General features: G+C 63.9%; 13 protein-coding genes. 10 read left to right on the top strand and 3 right to left on the bottom strand.

The annotated features are described in order from the left end of the window. Nucleotides 1–59: 59 nt before the first annotated feature. The 4 genes from RX328_RS34520 to RX328_RS34505 all read left to right on the top strand — a co-directional run bounded on the left by RX328_RS34520 (nt 60) and on the right by RX328_RS34505 (nt 7,084). Complete coding sequence (locus RX328_RS34520; protein ID WP_213249462.1) at nt 60–1,295, top strand: MFS transporter; 1,236 nt, start codon at nt 60–62, stop codon at nt 1,293–1,295. A gap of 113 nt (nt 1,296–1,408) precedes the next feature. Further along, complete coding sequence (locus RX328_RS34515) at nt 1,409–3,076, top strand: hydantoinase B/oxoprolinase family protein (RefSeq protein ID WP_213249463.1); 1,668 nt, start codon at nt 1,409–1,411, stop codon at nt 3,074–3,076. After that, nucleotides 3,073–5,118 carry a hydantoinase/oxoprolinase family protein gene (locus RX328_RS34510; protein WP_249726218.1) on the top strand — a complete coding sequence of 682 codons (2,046 nt, stop codon included), beginning with the start codon at nt 3,073–3,075 and terminating at the stop codon, nt 5,116–5,118. Before RX328_RS34515 ends, RX328_RS34510 begins: the two co-directional genes overlap by 4 nt. Before the next feature lie 736 nt (nt 5,119–5,854). Next, nucleotides 5,855–7,084 carry an ABC transporter substrate-binding protein gene (locus RX328_RS34505; protein WP_213249465.1) on the top strand — a complete coding sequence of 410 codons (1,230 nt, stop codon included), beginning with the start codon at nt 5,855–5,857 and terminating at the stop codon, nt 7,082–7,084. A gap of 229 nt (nt 7,085–7,313) precedes the next feature. Here RX328_RS34505 and RX328_RS34500 read toward each other — a convergent pair whose 3' ends face one another. Together RX328_RS34500 and RX328_RS34495 are read right to left on the bottom strand one after the other, a co-directional pair. Next, complete coding sequence (locus tag RX328_RS34500; protein WP_213249467.1) at nt 7,314–8,528, bottom strand: mandelate racemase/muconate lactonizing enzyme family protein; 1,215 nt, start codon at nt 8,526–8,528, stop codon at nt 7,314–7,316. A gap of 254 nt (nt 8,529–8,782) precedes the next feature. Further along, the gene (locus tag RX328_RS34495) at nt 8,783–10,024 is read right to left on the bottom strand and encodes an amidohydrolase family protein (protein ID WP_213249470.1); all 1,242 of its coding nucleotides are present in this window, start codon (nt 10,022–10,024) and stop codon (nt 8,783–8,785) included. A 153-nt stretch (nt 10,025–10,177) separates the two neighbouring features. Between RX328_RS34495 and RX328_RS34490 the strand changes: the two genes are divergently transcribed. Then, nucleotides 10,178–10,597: a nuclear transport factor 2 family protein gene (locus RX328_RS34490; protein ID WP_213249472.1), complete on the top strand. Its 420-nt coding sequence runs from the start codon at nt 10,178–10,180 to the stop codon at nt 10,595–10,597. A gap of 164 nt (nt 10,598–10,761) precedes the next feature. On the opposite strand, the gene RX328_RS34485 is transcribed toward RX328_RS34490, so the two are convergent. Beyond that, a complete protein-coding gene (locus RX328_RS34485) occupies nt 10,762–11,520 on the bottom strand; it encodes a GntR family transcriptional regulator (RefSeq protein ID WP_213249474.1) in 759 nt (252 codons plus the stop codon). Between the two features lie 193 nt (nt 11,521–11,713). Between RX328_RS34485 and RX328_RS34480 the strand changes: the two genes are divergently transcribed. From RX328_RS34480 to RX328_RS34460, 5 genes are all read left to right on the top strand, one after another. Continuing rightward, nucleotides 11,714–12,577, top strand: a complete 864-nt coding sequence (locus RX328_RS34480) for an ABC transporter ATP-binding protein (RefSeq protein ID WP_213249667.1) — start codon at nt 11,714–11,716, stop codon at nt 12,575–12,577. A 1-nt stretch (nt 12,578) separates the two neighbouring features. Further along, entirely contained in the window at nt 12,579–13,355 is a 777-nt protein-coding gene (locus tag RX328_RS34475) for an ABC transporter permease (RefSeq protein ID WP_213249476.1), read from the top strand. A 47-nt stretch (nt 13,356–13,402) separates the two neighbouring features. Next, nucleotides 13,403–14,428, top strand: a complete 1,026-nt coding sequence (locus RX328_RS34470; RefSeq protein ID WP_213249478.1) for an ABC transporter substrate-binding protein — start codon at nt 13,403–13,405, stop codon at nt 14,426–14,428. A 148-nt stretch (nt 14,429–14,576) separates the two neighbouring features. Then, nucleotides 14,577–16,019, top strand: a complete 1,443-nt coding sequence (locus RX328_RS34465) for an amidohydrolase family protein (RefSeq protein ID WP_213249480.1) — start codon at nt 14,577–14,579, stop codon at nt 16,017–16,019. A 198-nt stretch (nt 16,020–16,217) separates the two neighbouring features. Continuing rightward, on the top strand, nt 16,218–19,529 hold the full coding sequence (locus tag RX328_RS34460; RefSeq protein ID WP_213249482.1) for a carboxyl transferase domain-containing protein: 3,312 nt from the start codon (nt 16,218–16,220) through the stop codon (nt 19,527–19,529). The last annotated feature ends 63 nt before the right edge of the window (nt 19,530–19,592 follow it).

Raw genomic sequence — 19,592 nt, 5'->3', positions numbered from 1 at the left:
TCGCATTCCCACCATATTGGTGCTACCTCGCCCCGAAACAGTTTGGGGCGAGACGGCTCATGGACGACGGCAAGGCCGACGGTGCGGATGTCAATTTCCGCGCACTGATTTTTGCGCTGCTGGCGCTGGCCTGCGGTCACATGTTGTCGACGCTGCTGCGAACCATTCCGGCCGTGAGCCTCGACGTGATGGCGGCCGATTTCAAAACGCCCTCGCAGACGCTGGCGAGCCTAACCTCGATCTATCATTTCGGCTTTGCCGCCTCGCAGATTCCGGTCGGCGCAGCGATGGATCGCTTTGGCGTGCGGCCGGTGTCGCTCAGTCTGCTGGCGGGAACCATCGTCGGCGCGCTGGCGTCGGGTCTGGCCACCGGGCCGGAGAGCTTTCTGTTCGGCCAGTTCCTGCTCGGGGTCGCGACCTCGGGCATGCTGATGTGCCCGATGACGCTGGCGGCGAAACAGATGTCGGCGGCGCGCTTCGGCCTGTGGTCCGGCATCATCCTCTCGATCGGCAATGTCGGCATGCTGCTGTCGTCGAGCCCGCTGGCTTTCGTCGTAGAACATTTTGGCTGGCGCGCGGGATTCTGGATTTCCGCTGGCTTCGGCGCCGTAGTAGCAGTGGCGGTATTCGCGCTGGTGCCGAAGCAGCCGGCCGCGCATGCCGATGACTCCTCGCCATTGTCGCAAATGGCCGAAGTGCTGCGCATCGGCTTGTCGCGCCCACTGCGCGGTCTGATCGCGCTGTCGCTGGTCTCGCTGGCGGTCTCGCTGGTGTTGCGCGGATTATGGGGCGGACCCTGGCTGATGGAGGTCAAGGGTGTTGGCCGCATCGAGGCCGGCAACGCGCTCGGCCTGTTCACGCTGGCGTTGATCGTTGGTCCCCTCTTGATCGGCATCCTCGACCGCAATATCGGGCACCGCCGCGAGGTGCTGGCCGCCACCCATTCCTTCGTAGCCGTGTTGCTCGCGCTGATGGCGGCGGGCGCGCCGCATTATCCGCTTTCGGAACTGTTCGGGATGACGGCGATGCCGCCGCGACTCGACAGCGTGCTGCTGGGGCTGATCGGCATCGCCATATCGGCGCAGCCGCTGCTCTTCGGCATGACGCGGCAACTGGCGGGCGCGCAGAACGCCGGCAAGGCGCTCTCCGCCGTCAACCTCGCGTTCTTCCTCGGCGCCGCGCTGATGCAATCGGCAACCGGCGTGGTCGCGGCAATGTTCGGACTGCCTGCGGTGCTGCTGTTCATGGCAGCGGCCGCGATCGTGGGGACGGTGGTGTTTTTGCTGTATACGTAGGATGGGTGGAGCGCCAGCGATACCCATCATGCCGGCCTCCTGCGTTGATGGGTTTCGCAAGGGCTCAACCCATCCTACACTCCGGCGCAGAACGCCAGATATAACGGGTAACCATGTCCGCCAGGATCGATCCCATCACGCGCTCCGTCGTCCAGCACCGCCTCAGTTCGATCGTGAAGGAGATGGGCGAGGCGATGCTTCGCACCTCCTATTCGCAGATCCTCAATTCCAGCCGCGATTTTTCGCTCGCGATCTGCGACCCCGCTGGACGGCTGATCGCGCAGGCCGATCACCTGCCGGTTCATGTCGGCGCGCTGCCATGGGCGACGCTCGCGGTCGAGGAACGGTTCAAGGACGTCAAACCAGGCGACGTGATCCTGCTCAACGATCCCTATCATGGCGGCAGCCACCTGCCTGATTTGACCGCCTTCGTGCCGGTGTTCGACGGCGAGCGGCGGCTGCTCTGGACCATCGTGCGCGCACACCAGAGCGATATCGGCGGCGCCACGCACGGCGCCTATAATCCCGCCGCCACCGAGATCTATCAGGAAGGCCTGCGCGTCCCTCCGATCAAGCTCTACGAGGAAGGCCGCCTGCGCGACGATCTGCTCGACCTGCTGGCGCTGAACATCCGCAACCCCCGCGAATTCCGCGGCGACCTCGCAGCGATGCTGGGGGCCGCGCATCTCGGCGAGCGACGGCTGTCGCGATTGTTTGCGGAGTTCGGTGCGCCGGTGGTCGAAGCCGCGGTGGAAGCGATCCTCGACGCCACCGAGCAGCAGACCCGCGCGGTGGTCTCAACCTGGAAGGACGGCGTGTTTTTCGGCGAGGCGTTTCTCGATGACGACGGCCACGGCCGCACCGACATCCGTATCGCTGCAAAGGTCACCAAAAAGGGCAGCGACGTCGAGGTCGATCTGTCCGATTCCGATCCACAATCGACGAGCTTTGTGAATTCCTCGCATGCCAATATGCAGGCCGCGGTGGCGATGGCGTTTGCCTATTTGATCGACGCGGAGATTCCCAAAAACACCGGCGCGCTGCGTCCGCTGAAGGTAATTGCAAAACAGGGCACGGTGGTGTGGGCCGATCCGGGCCGGCCGGTGACGCTGTGCACAAGCCATCCGTCCAATGAAATCGTGGAAGCCATCGTGAAGGCGCTTTCCGCATCCTGTCCGGAACGCGCAATGGCCGGCTGGAGCCGCAGATTCCGGATCGCGATCCAGGGCGAAGACCCGCGCACCGGCAGGAATTTTATCTGGCACCTGTTTCAGGCGCGCCCCGGCGGCGGTGCGTCTTCCGGCGGCGACGGCTGGTCATCGATCGGCGAGTGGCATTCGGTCGGCGGGCTGAAGTTCGGCAGCCTCGAAGTGGCGGAGGTGCGCTTTCCCCTGCATTTCCGCACGCATGAATTCCGTCCGGGCTCCGGCGGCGACGGCCAGTATCGCGGCGGCCTCGGCGTGTCGCTCGATCTGGTGCTGGAGACGGAAAAGCCCGCGAAGGGCAACACCGCCGGCGACGGCGCGCGACACGGTCCCTGCGGCATGCTCGGCGGCGAAGACGGCAAGCCGCATCATTATCGCCTGCTGTCCGAAGGCCACGAGCCGCGCGTGCTGCGCACCAAGGAAGTCGGCATCGAGCTGCGCCCCGGCGATTGCCTCGAAATCCGTTCCTCCGGCGGCGGCGGCTGGGGACCGCCGGACAAGCGATCGGCGGAGGCGCGCCGGCGCGACCGCGAGCAGGGCCTGACCGAGGCCTCGGCGGAGCAGGCGTCCTCATGATGTTCAGGATAGGCGTTGACGTCGGCGGGACCTACACCGATCTGGTGGCCACGGACGAGACCGGGCGAACCATATTTGCAAAATCGCCATCGACGCCGGCGGATCAATCGATCGGCGTGATGGCGGGCCTGGAAGAGCTGGCGCGGCGGCTGAACGTGACGCGCGGGGAAATGCTCGCGGCAACCGACCGTCTCGTGCATGGCACGACGGTTGCCACCAATGCGCTCTTGGAGCGCAAGGGAGCAAAAGTCGCGCTCATCACCACCGAAGGCCATCGCGACGTCATCGAGATGCGCGAGGGCCTGAAACCCGATCGTTACGATTTGCGCTCACCGCCGCCGGCGCCGCTGGTGCCGCGCGATTTGCGTTTCGGTGTCAAGGAGCGGCTCAAGGCCGACGGCAGTGTCTTCGTTCCGCTTGATACAAAATCGCTAGACAACGCCATTGCCGGCATCAGGCAGTCAGGCGCGACCTCGGTCGCGGTGTGCTTTCTGCATTCCTATCTCAACCCGGTTCACGAACTTGCCGCCGTCGAGCGGCTGAAGCAGGCGCTGCCGGACATTAGCATCTCGTGCTCCAGCGACGTGCTGCCGCAGATCAAGGAATATGAGCGCGTCTCGACCACGATCGTGAACGCCTATGTCGAGCCGATCGTGCGGCGCTATCTGACCAATCTCGAAACGCGGCTCACCGAGGCCGGCTTCAGGGGGAGTCTCTTTGTCGTGCTGTCGCATGGCGGCATGGCGCCGGTCGGAGAGGCCTCTCGGCTCGCTGCGGGCACGGTGCTGTCGGGACCGGCGGGCGGCATGTCGGGCGGTCGGCGGTGTTCTGATTTGGTTGGCATTCCCGATCTGGTGCCGTTCGACATGGGCGGCACCTCCACCGATATCTCGCTGATTTCTGGGGGGCAGGTCTCGCTCTCCGCCGATGGCATGCTGGCCGGCCAGCGTATCGCGCTGCGCAGTCTCGACATTGCGAGCATTGCGGCAGGCGGCGGTTCGATCGCCAGCGTCGATGTCAGCCGCACGCTCCGTGTGGGCCCGGAAAGCGCGGGCTCGGTGCCGGGCCCGGCCTGCTACGGCAATGGCGGCCTGGCCGCGACCGTCACCGACGCCAATGTCGTGCTCGGCTATCTCGACGCCGCCGCCTTCATGGGCGGCAAACGTCCGCTCGACCGCGCGGCGTCGGAAGCAGCCGTCGACCGCATCGCGGCAGCGATGGAGCTGTCGTGCGTCGAGGCCGCCGCCGGCATCTACCGCATGATCAACCTGAACATGGCCGATGGAATCCGCCTGATGACGCTGCGCCGCGGCGTCGATCCGCGAAAATTTGCGCTGTTGAGTTTCGGCGGTGCGGCCGGTCTGCACGCGGCGGAGGTCGCGCGCGAACTCGAGATCAAGCGCATCATCGTGCCGACCGTGGCGTCGGTGCTGTCGGCCTGGGGCATGCTGACCAGCGATCTCCGCTATGAGGTCAGCCGGACGCATTATGGTGCCGGTGCGCGCATCTCGGCCGACGAAGTGCGGGAGCTGTTTGCCGGACTGGAACAGCAGGCAGCCGGCCGGCTGCGTTCGTGGTTCAGCGGGCGTATTACAATCGAACGCTCCGCCGAGATGCGCTACGGCGAGCAGATCTTTGAGATCGACGTCTCGCTCGACGGCCTCGACTGGAACGCCGCCGATCTCGTCGACCGGATCGAAGACCGCTTCCACATCAGGCACGAGGAATTGTACACCTACGCCTCGCGTGGCCAGGAGGTCGTCTTCGTCAACGCCCGCGTCGCCGCGGTCGGCGAGGTCCAACGGCAAGACGAGGGCGCTCGCGAAGCCGCATCATCCAGCGCCTGTTCGCCACGCAGCCGGCGGCAAGCCTTCTTCGGCGGCTGGCGCGAAGTCCCGGTCTACGCGCTCGACGACCTGCAGCCGGGCCATACGCTGACGGGGCCGGCGATCATTGAAGCCGAGACCACCACGGTGCTCGTCGACACTGGCGACCGCGTCACGGTCAACGAGCTTGGTTGGCTGGATATATCGTTGCAATGATATGTAGCCCGGACGAGCGAAGCGATATCCGGGGCCGGCCGTTGTCCCGCATGTCGCGGAGCCTGTCATCGGGCGCGCATTCGCGCGACCCGTTGGCTCATGCGCGCTACGTTGCTGCTCAAATCGCATTACCGATTTCGGCCCCTACACGGCCAATCTCGACCATGCACACGGCCAAGACCCAATTCGTTCGCCAGCCACAACGGAACCGTTGCCTCTTGAGGCCCCTCGCGTATCACCGGCACTACGGGCCCGCCGCATGGATCGACCCGGTCGTCCTCAGGGCGATAACGATATCGTGGAACGATATTGTAATCCCAGTAGGGAGTTGGCCTTACGACGGGCACCCTGATGATGGGCCTTTCCCGTGGTTCACGAACGACTTGGGCCGTCTGCGCATGCGCTGCGGTACCAAACGTGCCCAGGTTACACAGGACCAGGGCCGTTCCCAAAGCTACGATCGTTTTCCTCATGCCTCGACCTCCTTGCCACACACTGCTTAGACGGAACTCGGATATCCAGCGATGTTCGAATTCGTGCCGCTGCTGAGCGGTATATCGGACATCAAACACGCCTGAACCGCAACGTCTCATTTTATGAAGACTGGCGACCCATTTGGCGTGGCAATGCCGCGCCGCCAACATTTCATTTTAACAACCTGAACTCCCGCGCTATCATCGTCATCGCTGGGTGGCGTCACGAGCTCTGAACAGCTCGGGTTCGAGGGGCCGCGTTGATGAAAACAAGAATAAAATGGCTGTCACCAGCCTTCTTCGCATTGTTCTTGGCATCGATACTGGCCGCCCTGCAGCCGGCCCGGGCTGCCGGCGTGACCGACACCGAAATCCGCATCGGCAACATCATGCCCTACACCGGCCCGCTTGCCGCGTTCGCTTCGATCGGCCGGGCGGAGGCCGCCTATTTCGATATGATCAACGAGCGTGGCGGCATCAACGGGCGCAAGATCAGATTCATCTCGCGCGACGACAGCTCAAATCCGAGAACGGCGGTCGAGCATACCCGCGAGCTGGTCGAGCAGGAGCGTGTGCACCTGATGTTCGGGTCGTTCGGCACGCCGACCAATCTGGCGACGCGAACCTATCTCAACGAGAGAAACATCCCACAGCTCTTCGTCGCCTCCGGCGACGAGGCGTGGGCGCATCCGAAGCGGTTTCCCTGGACGATGGGCTGGCAGCCGACGTTCCGGGCCGAGGGGCGCATCTACGCCAACTACATTCAAGCCGCCTATCCGAGCCGGAAGATCGCCGTGCTCTGGCAGAACGATCAGTTCGGACGCGATCTGTTCCGGGGATTGCAGGAGGGGCTCGGCATCACCGCCAACATGATCGTTGCGGATATCGCCATTGATGCTGATATGTCGATCGATACCCAGGTCGACATCCTCAAGAACTCCGGCGCTGAAGTGCTCGTGCTCAACTGCGCACCGCCGATCTCGGCGCGTGCCATCCGTAGAGCGGCTGAACTGGGCTGGCATCCGGTGTTGTTGCTGGTCAATGCGGCAGCTTCGATCGCGAACGCGCTGAGGCCGGCGGGGCTGCAGAATTCCGTCGGCGTGATCTCGACCTCGTTTCTGAAGGACGCCAGCGACGCCACCTGGAAGGATGACCCCGCCATCAAGGAATGGCTCGCGTTCATGGACACATATTATCCCGACGGCGACAAGGAGGATGGCTACGCCATCTTCGGCTACGCGGCGGCCGAGACGCTGGTCCAGGTGTTGACCCAGTGCGGCGACGACCTCTCGCGCGAGAACATCATGCGGCAGGCCGCATCCTTGCGGAACTACCGGAGCACGGTTGCATTTCCGGGAATAGCGATCAACACCGGCCCGACCGACTTCCATCCGATCGAACAGATGCGGCTGGTGCAGTTCGACGGCAGCGCCTGGCAGCCGATCGGCGACGTCATCGAGAGCGCGTTCCTGGGCGCGCCGGGCGATAAATGAATGTAGGGTGGGCTAAGGCGCGAAGCGCCGTGCCCAGCACGTTTCCCATTGCACAAGCTGAATGGTGGGCACGCTTCGCTTTGCCCACCCTACGATCTACGATCATCACCACTGTCATCGCCCGCGAAGGCGGGCGATCCAGTACGCCGAGACGCACGCGATTGAGCCATGCAGGCCGCGGCGTACTGGATACCCCGCATGCGCGGGGTATGACGGCACATGGCTCCGCCTACTTCTTCTGCCCGTAATTCAACAGCCCGCCCTTGCTCTTTGGCGGATGGGCGCGCAGGCCTTCCTCGTTGGGCTCGGTGCCCCAGCCGGGGCGGTCCGGCATTATCAGATGGCCGTCGACGATTTCGGGCACGTGGGTGAACAATTCATGGTCCCACGCCAGGCGATCGATGTCGGTTTCCATGATGCGTAAATTCGGCACCGCGGCGGAGAAATGCGCGTTCTGCATGGTGCAGAGATGGCCGTAGAAATTATGCGGGGCGACGTTGACCTCAAAGTGCTCGGCGGCCGCGGCGATCTTCATCGATTGCCACACCCCGTTCCAGGGCGTGTCGATGATGGCGACGTCCATCGCCTGATCGTTGAAATAGGGCAGGAACTCGCGCAGCCCCAACAGTGTCTCGCAGGATGAGACCGGATGTGGGCTCTGGCGGCGGATGTAGCCGAGCGCCTGCGGGTTGAAGGTGTCGATCTCCACCCAGAACAGATCCATGTCCTTGATGGCGCGCAGTATCTTGAGATAGCCCTCAGTCTTGGCATTGAAGTTGAGGTCGAGCAGCAGATCGACGTCGGGACCGGCGCCGTCGCGGATTGCTTCGAGGTGCATGCAGAGATTGCGCAGCACCTTGCGATCGACGTTGATCTCGGGTTCGAACGGCGAACCGAAGCCCGGCCGCCAGCCCTGCGGCTTGCCGTCGGTATAGACGAAGATGTTGGTCTTCATCGCCGTAAAGCCCTTTTCGCGCACCTCGCGGCCGATCGATTTGACGCCGTCGAGATCGGTAATCGCCGGCTTGAACCAATCGGGATGGTTGATGCGCCAGGTCGCGCAGTGCGACCAGTAGACCCGGATGCGGTCGCGGATCTTGCCGCCGAGCAGTTCGTAGCAGGGCACGCCGAGCGACTTGGCCTTGACGTCGAGCAGCGCGTTCTCGAGCGCCCCAAGCGCCAGCGCCACTACGCCACCCGCGGCCGGGCGCGTCGCGGCGAACAGTTCAGCGTAGATCCGCTCGTGCTGAAACGCGTTCTTGCCGACGACCCGCGCGCCAAGCCGTTCGATCGCCGCCGTCACGCCGGGCGCGCCAAAACCCTCGTCGTATTCGCTCCAGCCGACGATGCCGCCTTCGGTCATGACCTTGACGAAGTGGTAGTTCCGCCAGCCTGCGTCGCATGCGAGCGTTTCGACGCTTCTTATGGTGGTGGCTTTTTTCATGTTTCCTGCCCCCGGGCTTGTTGTTGTGGTTGACTGATAACAACAACGGATTGGCTGAATCGTCAATTGCAGGGTAGCGCAGACCGTCAATGCAGATCGTGCTTATCCGGCGCGCCGTGGCCTGCGTGTTTCGAGACGCGCGGCGCTGCCGCGCTCCTCACCACGAGGGTCTTAGATTGCGGTCTCAGACCTCATCCTGAGGAGGCGCAAAAGCGCCGCCTCGAAGGATGTAACCACCGACGTTCGGGAATGCGCTAGCCCCGTGGCGAAAACAACGTCGGCTTCCGCCGCTCGAACACCTGCCGCCCGTTCTTGAATCCCATCAGCACATCGGGCAATTCCGCAATCGCGTTCGTCCCGCTGTCGGTATCGAGAATAATCAGGTCCGCCGGATTGCCCGGCATGATGCCGTAATCGCGCAGGTTCATCAGCCGCGCCGGCAAGTCGGTGACGAGATCGAGGCAGGCGTCGAACTCGCCGATGCCGGCATGCGCGACATTGGCGTAGAAATTCGCCATCCGCAGCAGCGAGGCGTCGCCGAACGGCGTGAAGGGATTGAGCACATTGTTGGTCGCGACCGAACAGAGAACGCCATCTTCAACCAGCCTGTGCGCCACCGTCAGCCCGCGCGGCGCATTGTGCGTGGCATCGCGGCCCATCAGATAAAGATCGGTTGCGGGCAGCACGGTGACGGCAACGCCGGATTTCGCCAGCCGCGCCGTTGCCGTCTTCAGCCGGTCCGGCGGCAGCGCCGATAATTTGGTGGCGTGACCGATCGCGACACGGCCCTCGTAGTTGCGCCGCTCGGTCTGCCGGCAGACCTCTTCGAGATGACACCAGGAAGGGTCAAGGTCGAAGTCGAGGTGCAGGTCGACGTCGATATCGAATTGCTGCGCCAGGTCGAGAATCTTTTCGAGATGCGAGTTCGGATCGGTGTCCATATAGGGGCAGCCGCCGATCACCTCACCGCCGTCGCGCAAGGCCGCAATGAGCAGTTCCTCGGCGCCGGGATCATTGGTCAGTCCTTCCTGCGGAAACACGCAGATAGAGAGATCGAGCGCCCAGGCATAATCGCGCTTGAGCGCCTTGATCGCCTCAAAACCGCGCAACGCAATCCGTGGATCGATCTCCACGTGGGTTCGCATCCGCGTCGTGCCATGCACGATGGCGCGCTCGATCACCCGCGCGCCGCGGGCGTAGACGTCTTCGACCGTGAAATCGCGCTTCATCGCGGCGACGGCGGCGATGGCTTCGCTGACGCTGCCGTGGTTGTGCGCGCAGCGGCCGAGCAGGCAGGCCTTGTCGAGATGGATGTGCGTGTCGACGAAGCCGGGCAAGGCCAATCTGCCGCCGACCTCGATCTCGGCCGCTTCGCAGTCAAGCCGGGGTTCGATGGCCACGATACGCCCGCCGCCGATGCCGATATCGACCGGGGTGGCCGAGGTTCGCGTCCTGGCGTTGCGGAAGATCAGGTCAAAGGCGGATTTAGTGTTCATCGGACGTCAGGCTGGTGAAGGTCCCAACCTATCGGAAGCCGGGGCGCCGGGCAGCTCCAGATTGTGTGCAATTGGAAGGCTGAACTGTTCAAAATATGTGCATGCAGTTTGCCGCTCGAATTGTAGTATTTCGCCGCACCAGGAGAAACCGCCATGTCCGTCGCCGCCGAAGCCGAAGTGAAGGGAATGTCTGACGCCGAGGTGGTCGAGGCCTACCTCACGGCCTCGATGATCCCGGATCCCGATGCGGCCGCGGCCTACATGAAGCCGGGCACGATCATCACCTTCACCGGTGGCCGGGAGTTCGATCATCCGCGCGGCCCGACCGGCTTCAACGCGCGGCGCTATCGCTGGGTCAAGAAGAAGATGGACCGTTTTGACGTCTGCCCGGGCGCCGGGGAGACCGTTGTCTACAGCATCGGCACGCTTTACGGCGAATGGCTCGATGGCACGCCGTTCGAAGGTAACCGCTATGTCGATCGTTTCGTGGTCAGGGGCGGGCTGATCGTGAAGATGGACGTCTGGAACGACAGCGCCGAGCGGATTTTGGTGCAGATGGGGATTGAGGCGTGAGGCGCGTGGCGGGGCTTCATCCTTCGAGACGCGCTGCTACGCAGCGCTCCTCAGGATGAGGTCTAAAACCCTCATGGTGAGGAGCACGGCAACGCCGTGCGTCTCCGGACGATGCTTCGCAATCGCCGGGCGAACCACGAGGCCACCGGCCACGCACAGATCCTTTACCTCGCCCGCACCACCTTCGGCATCTTCACCACCCGCTCGCCTTCGCTTTCCTCGGCATAGGGCGCCAGAATATCCAGCAAATCGCGGCCGCGCGGCGGGGCGGGGGCTACCAGCGCGCGGCTGGCCACGGAATCCAGATGGCTGTGCATCAGGCTCATCACCTTGGTCTCGTCGCCCTTGACCAGCGCTGCGATGATCGCGCGGTGCTCGTTGATCGCGCATTCCGAGGAGTGCGGCCGGCTGTAGAGCGATAGCGTCAGGCAGCAGCGATAGGCGACCTCGCTGACGTAGCGCACCAGGATCGGACTGTTCGTCATGTTGGCGAGCAGGATGTGGAATTCCGTCGCGAGGCGTATCGACACCGCATCCGAGCCGTCGCGCGCGCGGTCCTCGGCATCGACATGGGCGTTGAGTTCGGCAATCTGGCTCTTGGTCAGCTTGCCGGCGAGCTGGCGCACCACCAGGCGTTCGAGTTCGATCCGGATATCAAAGGCATCGCGCGCTTCCTGCCAGCTCGGCGTCGCCACCACGGCGATCCGGTTACGGCGAAGCTCGACCAGGCCTTCGGCGGCCAATTGGCCCAGTGCGTGGCGAGCAATGGTGCGGCTGACGCCGAACCGCTCGCCGAGCGAATCCTCGGGCAATTTCGCCCCCGGCGCGAGCGCTTGCTCGATGATGGCGCGGCGTAGCGCGCGGCAGATCACGCCGACCTTGTCGGACGGCTCAGCGGTCTTGCTGGCGGAGCGGGGCGCCATCGGCGAATCCTGACGGGTGCTTCGAATGGGGCTCTCTTATCACAATTACCGACTGATTGTGCGCCTCAGTTGCATGCACTTTGAGGGCGGAATTGCACAAAAGGAGTCCGCCGGATCGGGCGGCGAACCGTAGGCCCATTGATTTCAAAAGCAAGTTTCGCTGGCACCCGGCTTGCATGCACTTCCAGCCATGATGCGCATGCAACCATATTCCGAATTTCAAGGCGCGCCGGTTCCGGCTTCCGCCGCTCCGATCGCGATCGAACTCTCGGAGGCCTCCGTTACTTTCGGCCGCGGCGCCCGGGCGGTACCGGCCCTCTCTACGACCACGCTGCGGATCGCCGACGGCGAGTTCGTCGCCCTCGTCGGGCCGTCCGGCTGCGGCAAGTCGACCATCCTGCGGCTGGTGAGCGGTCTGGTGCAGCCGACATCGGGCGTGGTCATCGTCGGCGGCCGCGAAGTCGCCGCGCGGGCGCTCCGCGTCGGCATGGCGTTCCAGAATCCGACCATGCTGCCGTGGATGTCGATCGAGCGGAACATCATGCTGCCGCTCAAGATCGTCGAGCCGTTTCGCTCGCAATTCCGAAGGCTGCGCAAGACCGACTTCCGCGACAAGGCCAACGCGCTTCTGGAGCAGGTCGGCCTCAAGGGGTTCGGCAACCGCTACCCCTGGCAGCTCTCCGGCGGCATGCTTCAGCGCGCCAATCTCTGCCGCGCCTTGATTCACGAGCCGCGCATGCTGCTGCTCGATGAGCCCTTCGGCGCGCTCGACCAGTTCACGCGCGAAGAGCTGTGGTCGATCCTGCAGGATCTCTGGATCGCCCACCGGCCGACCGTGCTCTTGGTGACGCATGATCTGCGCGAGGCCGCCTTTCTCGGCAGCCGCATCTGCGTGATGAGTGCGCGTCCGGGTCGCATCCTCGACGACAGCCGGGTCGACTTCGCCCGGCCACGCACCGTGGCCATGACCTTCGAGCCTGATTTTGTCGCGCTGAACCAGAAGCTCCGTGCCTTCATCGTCGATGCCAGAACGGCTTCAGCGCAGGGAGCAGCCTGACATGCCCGATCTCGATTATCGCCAAAAAGCCTGGTCGGCGGCACTGATCGTGCTGTTCTTCATCGCCTGGGAATTGTTCTGCCTGATATCAGGCATGTCCGACCTGGTGCTGCCGCGTCCCTCGCAAGTGCTCGTCACGCTGGTCGAGAAATTCCCGATCCTGTGGCCGCATGTCCTGCAGACGCTGGCGACGACCATGATCGGTTTTGTTCTTGGCGTCGGCCTCGGCGTCGTATTGGGCGCAGTGATCGGCGTCTCGAAAACCGCGTATGATACGGCCTATCCGCTGCTCGTTGGATTTTCCTCGATTCCAAAAGTTGCTGTTGTGCCGATCTTCGTGCTGTGGTTCGGCTCCGGCAGCGTGCCCGCGGTGCTGACCGCGCTGTCGATCTGCTTCTTCCCGATCGTCGTCAACATCGCGACGGGACTGGCGACGACCGAACCTGAACTCGAAGACGTGCTGAAGGCGTTAGGGGCCAGCAAGTTCGACATCCTTTGGAATGTCGGCTTGCCGCGGACCATGCCGTTCTTCTTTGCCTCGCTGAAAGTCGCGATCTCCTACGCCTTTGTCGGCGCGGTGCTGTCGGAGACCGTCGCCTCGAACCGCGGCATCGGCAACGTCATGATGACCGCATCCTCGAATTTCAATGTGCCGCTGGTGTTCGCCGGCCTGTTCGTGCTCGCCGGCCTCGGCGTCGCGCTTTACGTGATCTTCTCGGTAATCGAGGGGCGCGTCACCGGCTGGGCCACCCGCAAGAACGACATGATCGCCACATGAGCCAAGTTTTGCCAACTGTCATTCAACCCTTATCGAGGAGACCCGCGATGTTAACCAGAGTAAGTGTCGCGCTGTTTGGAGCCGTCCTGTTTGCCGGCGCTGCCAATGCCCAGGAGACGACGATCAAGTTCACGCTGGGCTGGAAGACGCAAGGTTCGGATGCCGCGTTCTTCTATGCCAAGGACAACGGCTTCTTCAAGCAAGAGGGCCTCAATGTGGTGATCGACCAGGGCGAGGGCTCCGGAGCGACGGTGACGCGCATCATGTCGGGCGCCTATGACGCGGGCTTCGGTGACGTCAACGCCATCATCCAGAACGCCTCGACCAAGCCACAGGACGCCCCTGTGATGGTCTACATGATCTGGAACCAGCCGCCATTCGCCATCGTCACCAAGAAGACCAGCGGCATCAACACCATCAAGGACTTTGAGGGCCGCACGCTTGGCGGCGCGCAGGGCACGCCGACGACGCGGCTGTTGCCGGTGTTTGCCAACAAGAACAAGCTGGAGGGCGAGAAGATCAAGATCTCCAACATGGCGCCGAACCTGCAGGAGCCGATGCTGATCAAGGGCGATATCGACGCCGCACTGGTCTTCAACATCACCAGCTATTTCAATCTCGTGCTGAACCGCCAGGACCCCGACAAGGACTACAAATGGTTCTCGTTCGGCGATTACGGCCTCGATCTCTATTCGAACGGCATGATGGTGTCGCGCAAGCTGCTGGTGTCCAATCCGAAGGCCGTCGCTGGTCTGGTTCGCGCCGTCAACAAGGCCGTGATCGCGATCGCCAAGGATCAGAATGCCGGCATGAAGGCCGCGCTGAACTACGACAATCTGATCAATGCCGAGGTCGAGAAGCGCCGCTTGCAGTTTTCCTTCGACAAGCTGATCGTCTCGCCCGAGATGAAGGAGATCGGCGTCGGCGACGTCAAGGACGACCGCATGGCCCGCGCCATCGGCATCATCGTCGAAGGCTATCAGCTCGCCCGCGCACCGGCGCCATCAGAGATTTTCTCCCGCGAATTCCTGCCGCCGCGCGCGGAGCGGGAGCTGGTGTACACGGCGAATTGACAGGGTGGTGTATCAACTCGTCATTGCGAGCGTAGCGAAGCAATCCATGCCTCCGCGCGAGGAAAGATGGATTGCTTCGTCGTGGAGCCTGTCATCGGGCGCGCATTTCGCGCGACCCGTTGGCTCCTCGCAATGACGGAGTGCCCTTATGGCCACCGAAGTTGCCGCACACAGCCTATTCTCTAGCTCCGACCGCGGGCTCCTCGACAATGTCGTGCTTCATCACGACAACGGCCTCATCAGGTCGATCTCGCCGGCGACCTCACCCACAACCGGCCCGCGCTCCCTCATTCTTCCCGCCTTCGTCAACGCCCACGACCATGCCCGTCCGAACGCGTCGTCGTTCGGAGCGCTCGGCATGCCCCTGGAAAGCTGGATCCTGCGTTCCGCGCTCGGCACCCCGGTTGATCCCTATCTGACCGCCGCCTCGGCGCTGGCGCGCTCGGCGCGGGCAGGCTGCGCGGCGATGATGGTGCACTACACCCGGCCAAGCGGCACCATGCCGCTGGTCGAAGAAGCAGCGGCAATTGCACGGGCAGCCTCCGACGTCGGCATCCGCATCGCGTTCGCGCTGGCCGTGCGCGACCAGAACCCGGTGGTATATGGCGAAAGTGAGCCGGTGCTGTCAGAACTCTCCGGCGACGACCGCAAGGCGATTGAAGAGCTATTCGTCCGCGCGCCGGTGCCGCCAAAGGCCTACATCGAACTAACCGATGCGATTGCCTCGGCCATCGCGGGGCCGAAGGTGGACGTGCAACTCGGCCCGGCCGGCGTGCAGTGGTGCTCAAAGCCTCTGCTGGAGGCGGTGGCGGAGAACTCGGCGCGGACCGGCCGCTGCATTCACATGCACCTGCTGGAGACGGTCTATCAGCGCGCCTGGGCGGATGCGAACTTTCCCGGCGGTGTCGTCCGCTACCTCCGCGACATCGGCTTTCTGTCGGAGCGGCTGACGCTGGCGCATTGCATCCACGCTCGCCCTGACGAGATCGAGATGATCGCCGCCTCCGGCGCCCGCATTGTCACCAATTTCAGCTCCAATCTCCATCTGCGCTCCGGCCTCGCGCCGATCGCGGCCGCGCACAAATGCGGCTGCGCCATCGCGGTTGGCGTCGACGGTCTCGCGCTGGATGAAGATGACGATGTCCTGCGCGAGATGCGGCTGGTGCAGATGATGCACGGCGGCCTCGGCTTCCAGCGAACCTGGACCGCTTCCGAATTCCTCGCGCTCGCCATTACCAACGGCCGCAAGGCGACGGGCGCACCCGGTACCGGTGAACTCATCCCCGGCGCACCGGCCGATTTCGTCACCCTCGATCTCGACCGCCTCGACCGCGACCAGATCATCCCCGTCGAGCCCATCGACCTCTTGTTCGCGCGCGGCAACGCGTCGCTCTTGCGTGATGTGGTAGTTGATGGACGGCTGATCGTCAGCGAAGGCCGGTGCACCGGCGTCGACCTGCCTGGAATCGAGAATGAGCTGCGCGGAATCTACCGCGCCAATGCGAAAAAGCTCTCCGCCCTTCAGCGCGCCTGGCCGGTGCTTTCGACCTCGCTGCAAAGCTGGTTCGAAGCGCATTTGGATTGCCGCTAAGCCGAGCCTGTCTTGCGAATTCCGTGATGTGGAACGAAATTCCACTTGCGCAGAATCTCGGCAAAGGTTTCATGTTTAGCCACGAGAAACGAACCGGTGGCCGTGTTTTCGCCGTCGGTTGTTGCATGGGAGAAGCAAGCGGGGCGAGGTGAGGCAGTCACCCCTTCAGTTCGCTCCGACGCCTGAACGGAAACGTCGATGTCCTTCCACAAATTGCTGATCGCCAACCGCGGTGAGATCGCCATCCGCATTGCGCGCGCCGCCGGCGACGCCGGGCTTGCCACCGTCGCGATCTATTCCGCCGATGACGCCCAGTCGCTGCACGTCCGCGCCGGCGATGCCGCGCATGAAATCCCCGGCCTTGGCGCACGGGCCTATCTCGACATCGAGGCGATGATCGCGGCCGCAAAGGCGACCGGGTGCGATGCGCTGCATCCCGGCTACGGCTTCCTTAGCGAGAATTCTGCGCTCGCCCGGCGCTGCGCCGAAGAAAGCATCGTCTTTGTCGGGCCGTCGCCGCAGGCACTCGACCTGTTTGGCGGCAAGGCGCAGGCGAAGGCATTGGCGAAGCGGTGCGGCGTGCCGGTTGTCGAAGGCACCAGTGGCCCAACCAGCCTCGAACAGGCGAAGGCCTTCCTTGAGTCGCTCGGCCCCGGCGGCGCCATCATGATCAAGGCGATTGCCGGCGGGGGCGGGCGCGGCATGCGCATCGTCGATGACGTGGCTAGGCTGGAGGAAGCCTTTGCGCGCTGCCAGTCCGAGGCGATAGCGGCCTTCGGCAGCGACGGCGTGTATGTCGAGCGCCTGATCCGCAATGCCCGTCACATCGAGGTGCAGATCATCTGCGACCACCACGGCGCCATCAGCCATTTGTGGGAGCGCGAATGCACCATCCAGCGCCGCAACCAGAAACTGATCGAGATCGCGCCGAGCCCGTCGCTGACCGATAGCTTGCGCACCCGCATCATCGACTCGGCCAAGGAACTTGCCGCCGCCGCCAACTACGACAATCTCGGCACTTTCGAATTCCTGGTCGATAATGACGCCAGGACCAGCGACAAGGCGTTTGCCTTCATCGAGGCCAATCCGCGGCTGCAGGTCGAGCATACCGTCACCGAGCAAGTGCTCGGCCTCGATCTCGTGCAATCGCAGCTCGCGGTCGCAGCCGGTGCCACGCTCGGCTCGCTTGGGCTCGCGCAGGGCTACATCCCGCGGCCGCGCGGTTTTGCGATGCAGCTCCGCGTCAACATGGAGGTGATGGACGAGACCGGCGCGACCAAACCAACCGGCGGCACGCTGGCCCTGTTCGATCTGCCGTCGGGCCCCGGCGTGCGCATCGATACGTTCGGATATTCGGGTTACCGGACCAGCGCCGCCTTCGATTCGCTGCTCGCAAAGGTCATCGTGCATTCGCCAGGCGGCAACTGGACCGACGTGGTGCACAAGGCCTCGCGGACGCTGCGTGAATTTCGCATCGGCGGCGTCGCCACCAACATTCCCTTCCTCGCCGCGATTTTGGCGCATCCGGATTTTGTCGACAACCGTGTCAGCACCGGCTTCATCGACAAACACGTCGCGGCCCTGGTCGGCGAGGCCGAGGCGACGGCGGAGACGGCCCTGATCGAATCCGGCAGCGCGGCGGACGACGCCGCGCCTGAAGCCGCCGTATCGGCGGGGCCGGCAGGCTCGGAGCCGGTGCCGGCGCCGCTGCAAGGCACGATCGTCGCCGTCGACGTGAGGGAAGGGGACCTCGTCCGCCCCGGCCAGCAGATCGCCGTGCTCGAATCCATGAAGATGGAGCATCTGGTGACGGCGCCGCATGGTGGCAGGGTCACGAAGATCGCGGCTGACGCCGGCGTCACGCTGATGCAGGACGAGCCGATCCTCTTTCTGGAGCCGGCGGAGATCGACGCCCACGATGTGGCCGAGGAGGAGGATTTCGATCTCGACCATATCCGTTCCGATCTCGCCGAACTGATGGAGCGCCACGCCATCACGCGGGACGAAAATCGCCCCGCATCGGTCGAGCGCCGCCGCAAGACCAATCAGCGCACGGCGCGGGAGAATATCGCCCATCTCGTCGATCAGGGGTCGTTCGTCGAATACGGCTCGCTCGCGATTGCCGCCCAGCGGCGGCGGCGCACGGTCGACGATCTGATCCGCAACACGCCGGCCGACGGCCTGATCTCTGGCGTTGCCACCGTCAACGCCGAAAAATTCGGCGCGGACGCCGCCCGCTGCATGGTGATCGCCTATGACTACACCGTGCTGGCGGGCACCCAAGGCCACATGAACCACAAGAAGATCGACCGCATGCTGGGCCTCGCCGAGCAATGGCGGATGCCGCTGGTGTTCTATGCGGAGGGTGGCGGCGGCCGTCCCGGCGATACCGACAGGCTTGGCATGACCGGGCTCGACGGCCCGTCCTTTGTGCAGTTCGCAAAGCTCTCCGGTCTCGTGCCGGTTATCGGTGTTGTCTCCGGCTACTGCTTTGCCGGCAATGCCGCGATGCTGGGTTGTTGCGATGTCATCATCGCGACGAAGAACGCCTCGATCGGCATGGGCGGACCTGCGATGATCGAGGGCGGCGGGCTCGGCGTCTATCATCCGGCGGAAGTAGGTCCCGTGTCGTTCCAGTCGCCCAATGGTGTCATCGACATTCTGGTTGAGGACGAGGCGGAAGCGACGTCGGCGGCACAAAAGTATCTATCGTACTTCCAGGGCGCGGTATCCGACTGGAAAGCGCCGGACCAGCGCCTGCTGCGCCAGGCCATTCCCGAAAACCGCCTGCGGGTCTATGACATCCGCACCGTTATTGATCTGCTCGCCGACGAGGGATCGGTGCTGGAAATCCGTCGCGATTTCGGCGTCGGCATGATCACCGCCTTCATCCGCATCGAGGGAAAACCGTTCGGCCTGATCGCCAACAACCCGAAGCATCTCGGCGGCGCGATCGATGCGGCGGCCGGCGACAAGGCCGCGCGCTTCATGCAGCTCTGCGACGCCTTCGACATCCCGATTATATCGCTCTGCGACACGCCGGGCTTCATGGTCGGGCCCGAGGCGGAAAAGACCGCGATCGTGCGCCATGTCGCGCGGATGTTCGTGACCGGCGCGAGCCTCACGGTGCCGCTGTTCGGCATCGTGCTGCGCAAGGGCTACGGCTTGGGGGCGCAGTCGATGATCGGCGGTGGCTTCCACGCCTCGTTCTTCACCGTGGCCTGGCCGACCGGCGAGTTCGGCGGCATGGGGCTGGAAGGCTATGTCCGGCTCGGCTTCCGCAAGGAGATGGAAGCGATCGAAGACCCCACGGAGCGCGAAGACTATTACAAGGCCAAGGTCGCCGAGCTCTACGCCAACGGCAAGGCGGTCTCGATTGCGTCCGTGCTGGAGATCGACGAAGTGATCGATCCCGCCGGCACGCGGCACTGGATCATGTCCGGCCTGCGCTCGGTGCCAAAGCCGGAAGTGCGCGCGACCAAGAAGCGCCCGTGCATCGATGCGTGGTAGCGATGATCCGTAGGGCGGGCAAAGGCGCGATAGCGCCGTGCCCACCACCGATCATCGAACGCG

This window comes from Bradyrhizobium sp. sBnM-33 (assembly GCF_032917945.1).
GTDB lineage: Bacteria > Pseudomonadota > Alphaproteobacteria > Rhizobiales > Xanthobacteraceae > Bradyrhizobium.
Note: the sequence above shows the minus strand (reverse complement) of the source record. Positions and strands in the feature narration are given on the sequence as shown.

Coding starts and splice junctions, on each gene's coding strand:
- RX328_RS34495 (WP_213249470.1), bottom strand. CDS start 10,024: ATGAACACTAAATCCGCCTTTGACCTGATCTTCCGCAACGCCAGGACG.
- RX328_RS34485 (WP_213249474.1), bottom strand. CDS start 11,520: ATGGCGCCCCGCTCCGCCAGCAAGACCGCTGAGCCGTCCGACAAGGTC.
- RX328_RS34475 (WP_213249476.1), top strand. CDS start 12,579: ATGCCCGATCTCGATTATCGCCAAAAAGCCTGGTCGGCGGCACTGATC.
- RX328_RS34470 (WP_213249478.1), top strand. CDS start 13,403: ATGTTAACCAGAGTAAGTGTCGCGCTGTTTGGAGCCGTCCTGTTTGCC.
- RX328_RS34520 (WP_213249462.1), top strand. CDS start 60: ATGGACGACGGCAAGGCCGACGGTGCGGATGTCAATTTCCGCGCACTG.
- RX328_RS34510 (WP_249726218.1), top strand. CDS start 3,073: ATGATGTTCAGGATAGGCGTTGACGTCGGCGGGACCTACACCGATCTG.
- RX328_RS34460 (WP_213249482.1), top strand. CDS start 16,218: ATGTCCTTCCACAAATTGCTGATCGCCAACCGCGGTGAGATCGCCATC.
- RX328_RS34465 (WP_213249480.1), top strand. CDS start 14,577: ATGGCCACCGAAGTTGCCGCACACAGCCTATTCTCTAGCTCCGACCGC.
- RX328_RS34500 (WP_213249467.1), bottom strand. CDS start 8,528: ATGAAAAAAGCCACCACCATAAGAAGCGTCGAAACGCTCGCATGCGAC.
- RX328_RS34515 (WP_213249463.1), top strand. CDS start 1,409: ATGTCCGCCAGGATCGATCCCATCACGCGCTCCGTCGTCCAGCACCGC.
- RX328_RS34480 (WP_213249667.1), top strand. CDS start 11,714: ATGCGCATGCAACCATATTCCGAATTTCAAGGCGCGCCGGTTCCGGCT.
- RX328_RS34490 (WP_213249472.1), top strand. CDS start 10,178: ATGTCCGTCGCCGCCGAAGCCGAAGTGAAGGGAATGTCTGACGCCGAG.
- RX328_RS34505 (WP_213249465.1), top strand. CDS start 5,855: ATGAAAACAAGAATAAAATGGCTGTCACCAGCCTTCTTCGCATTGTTC.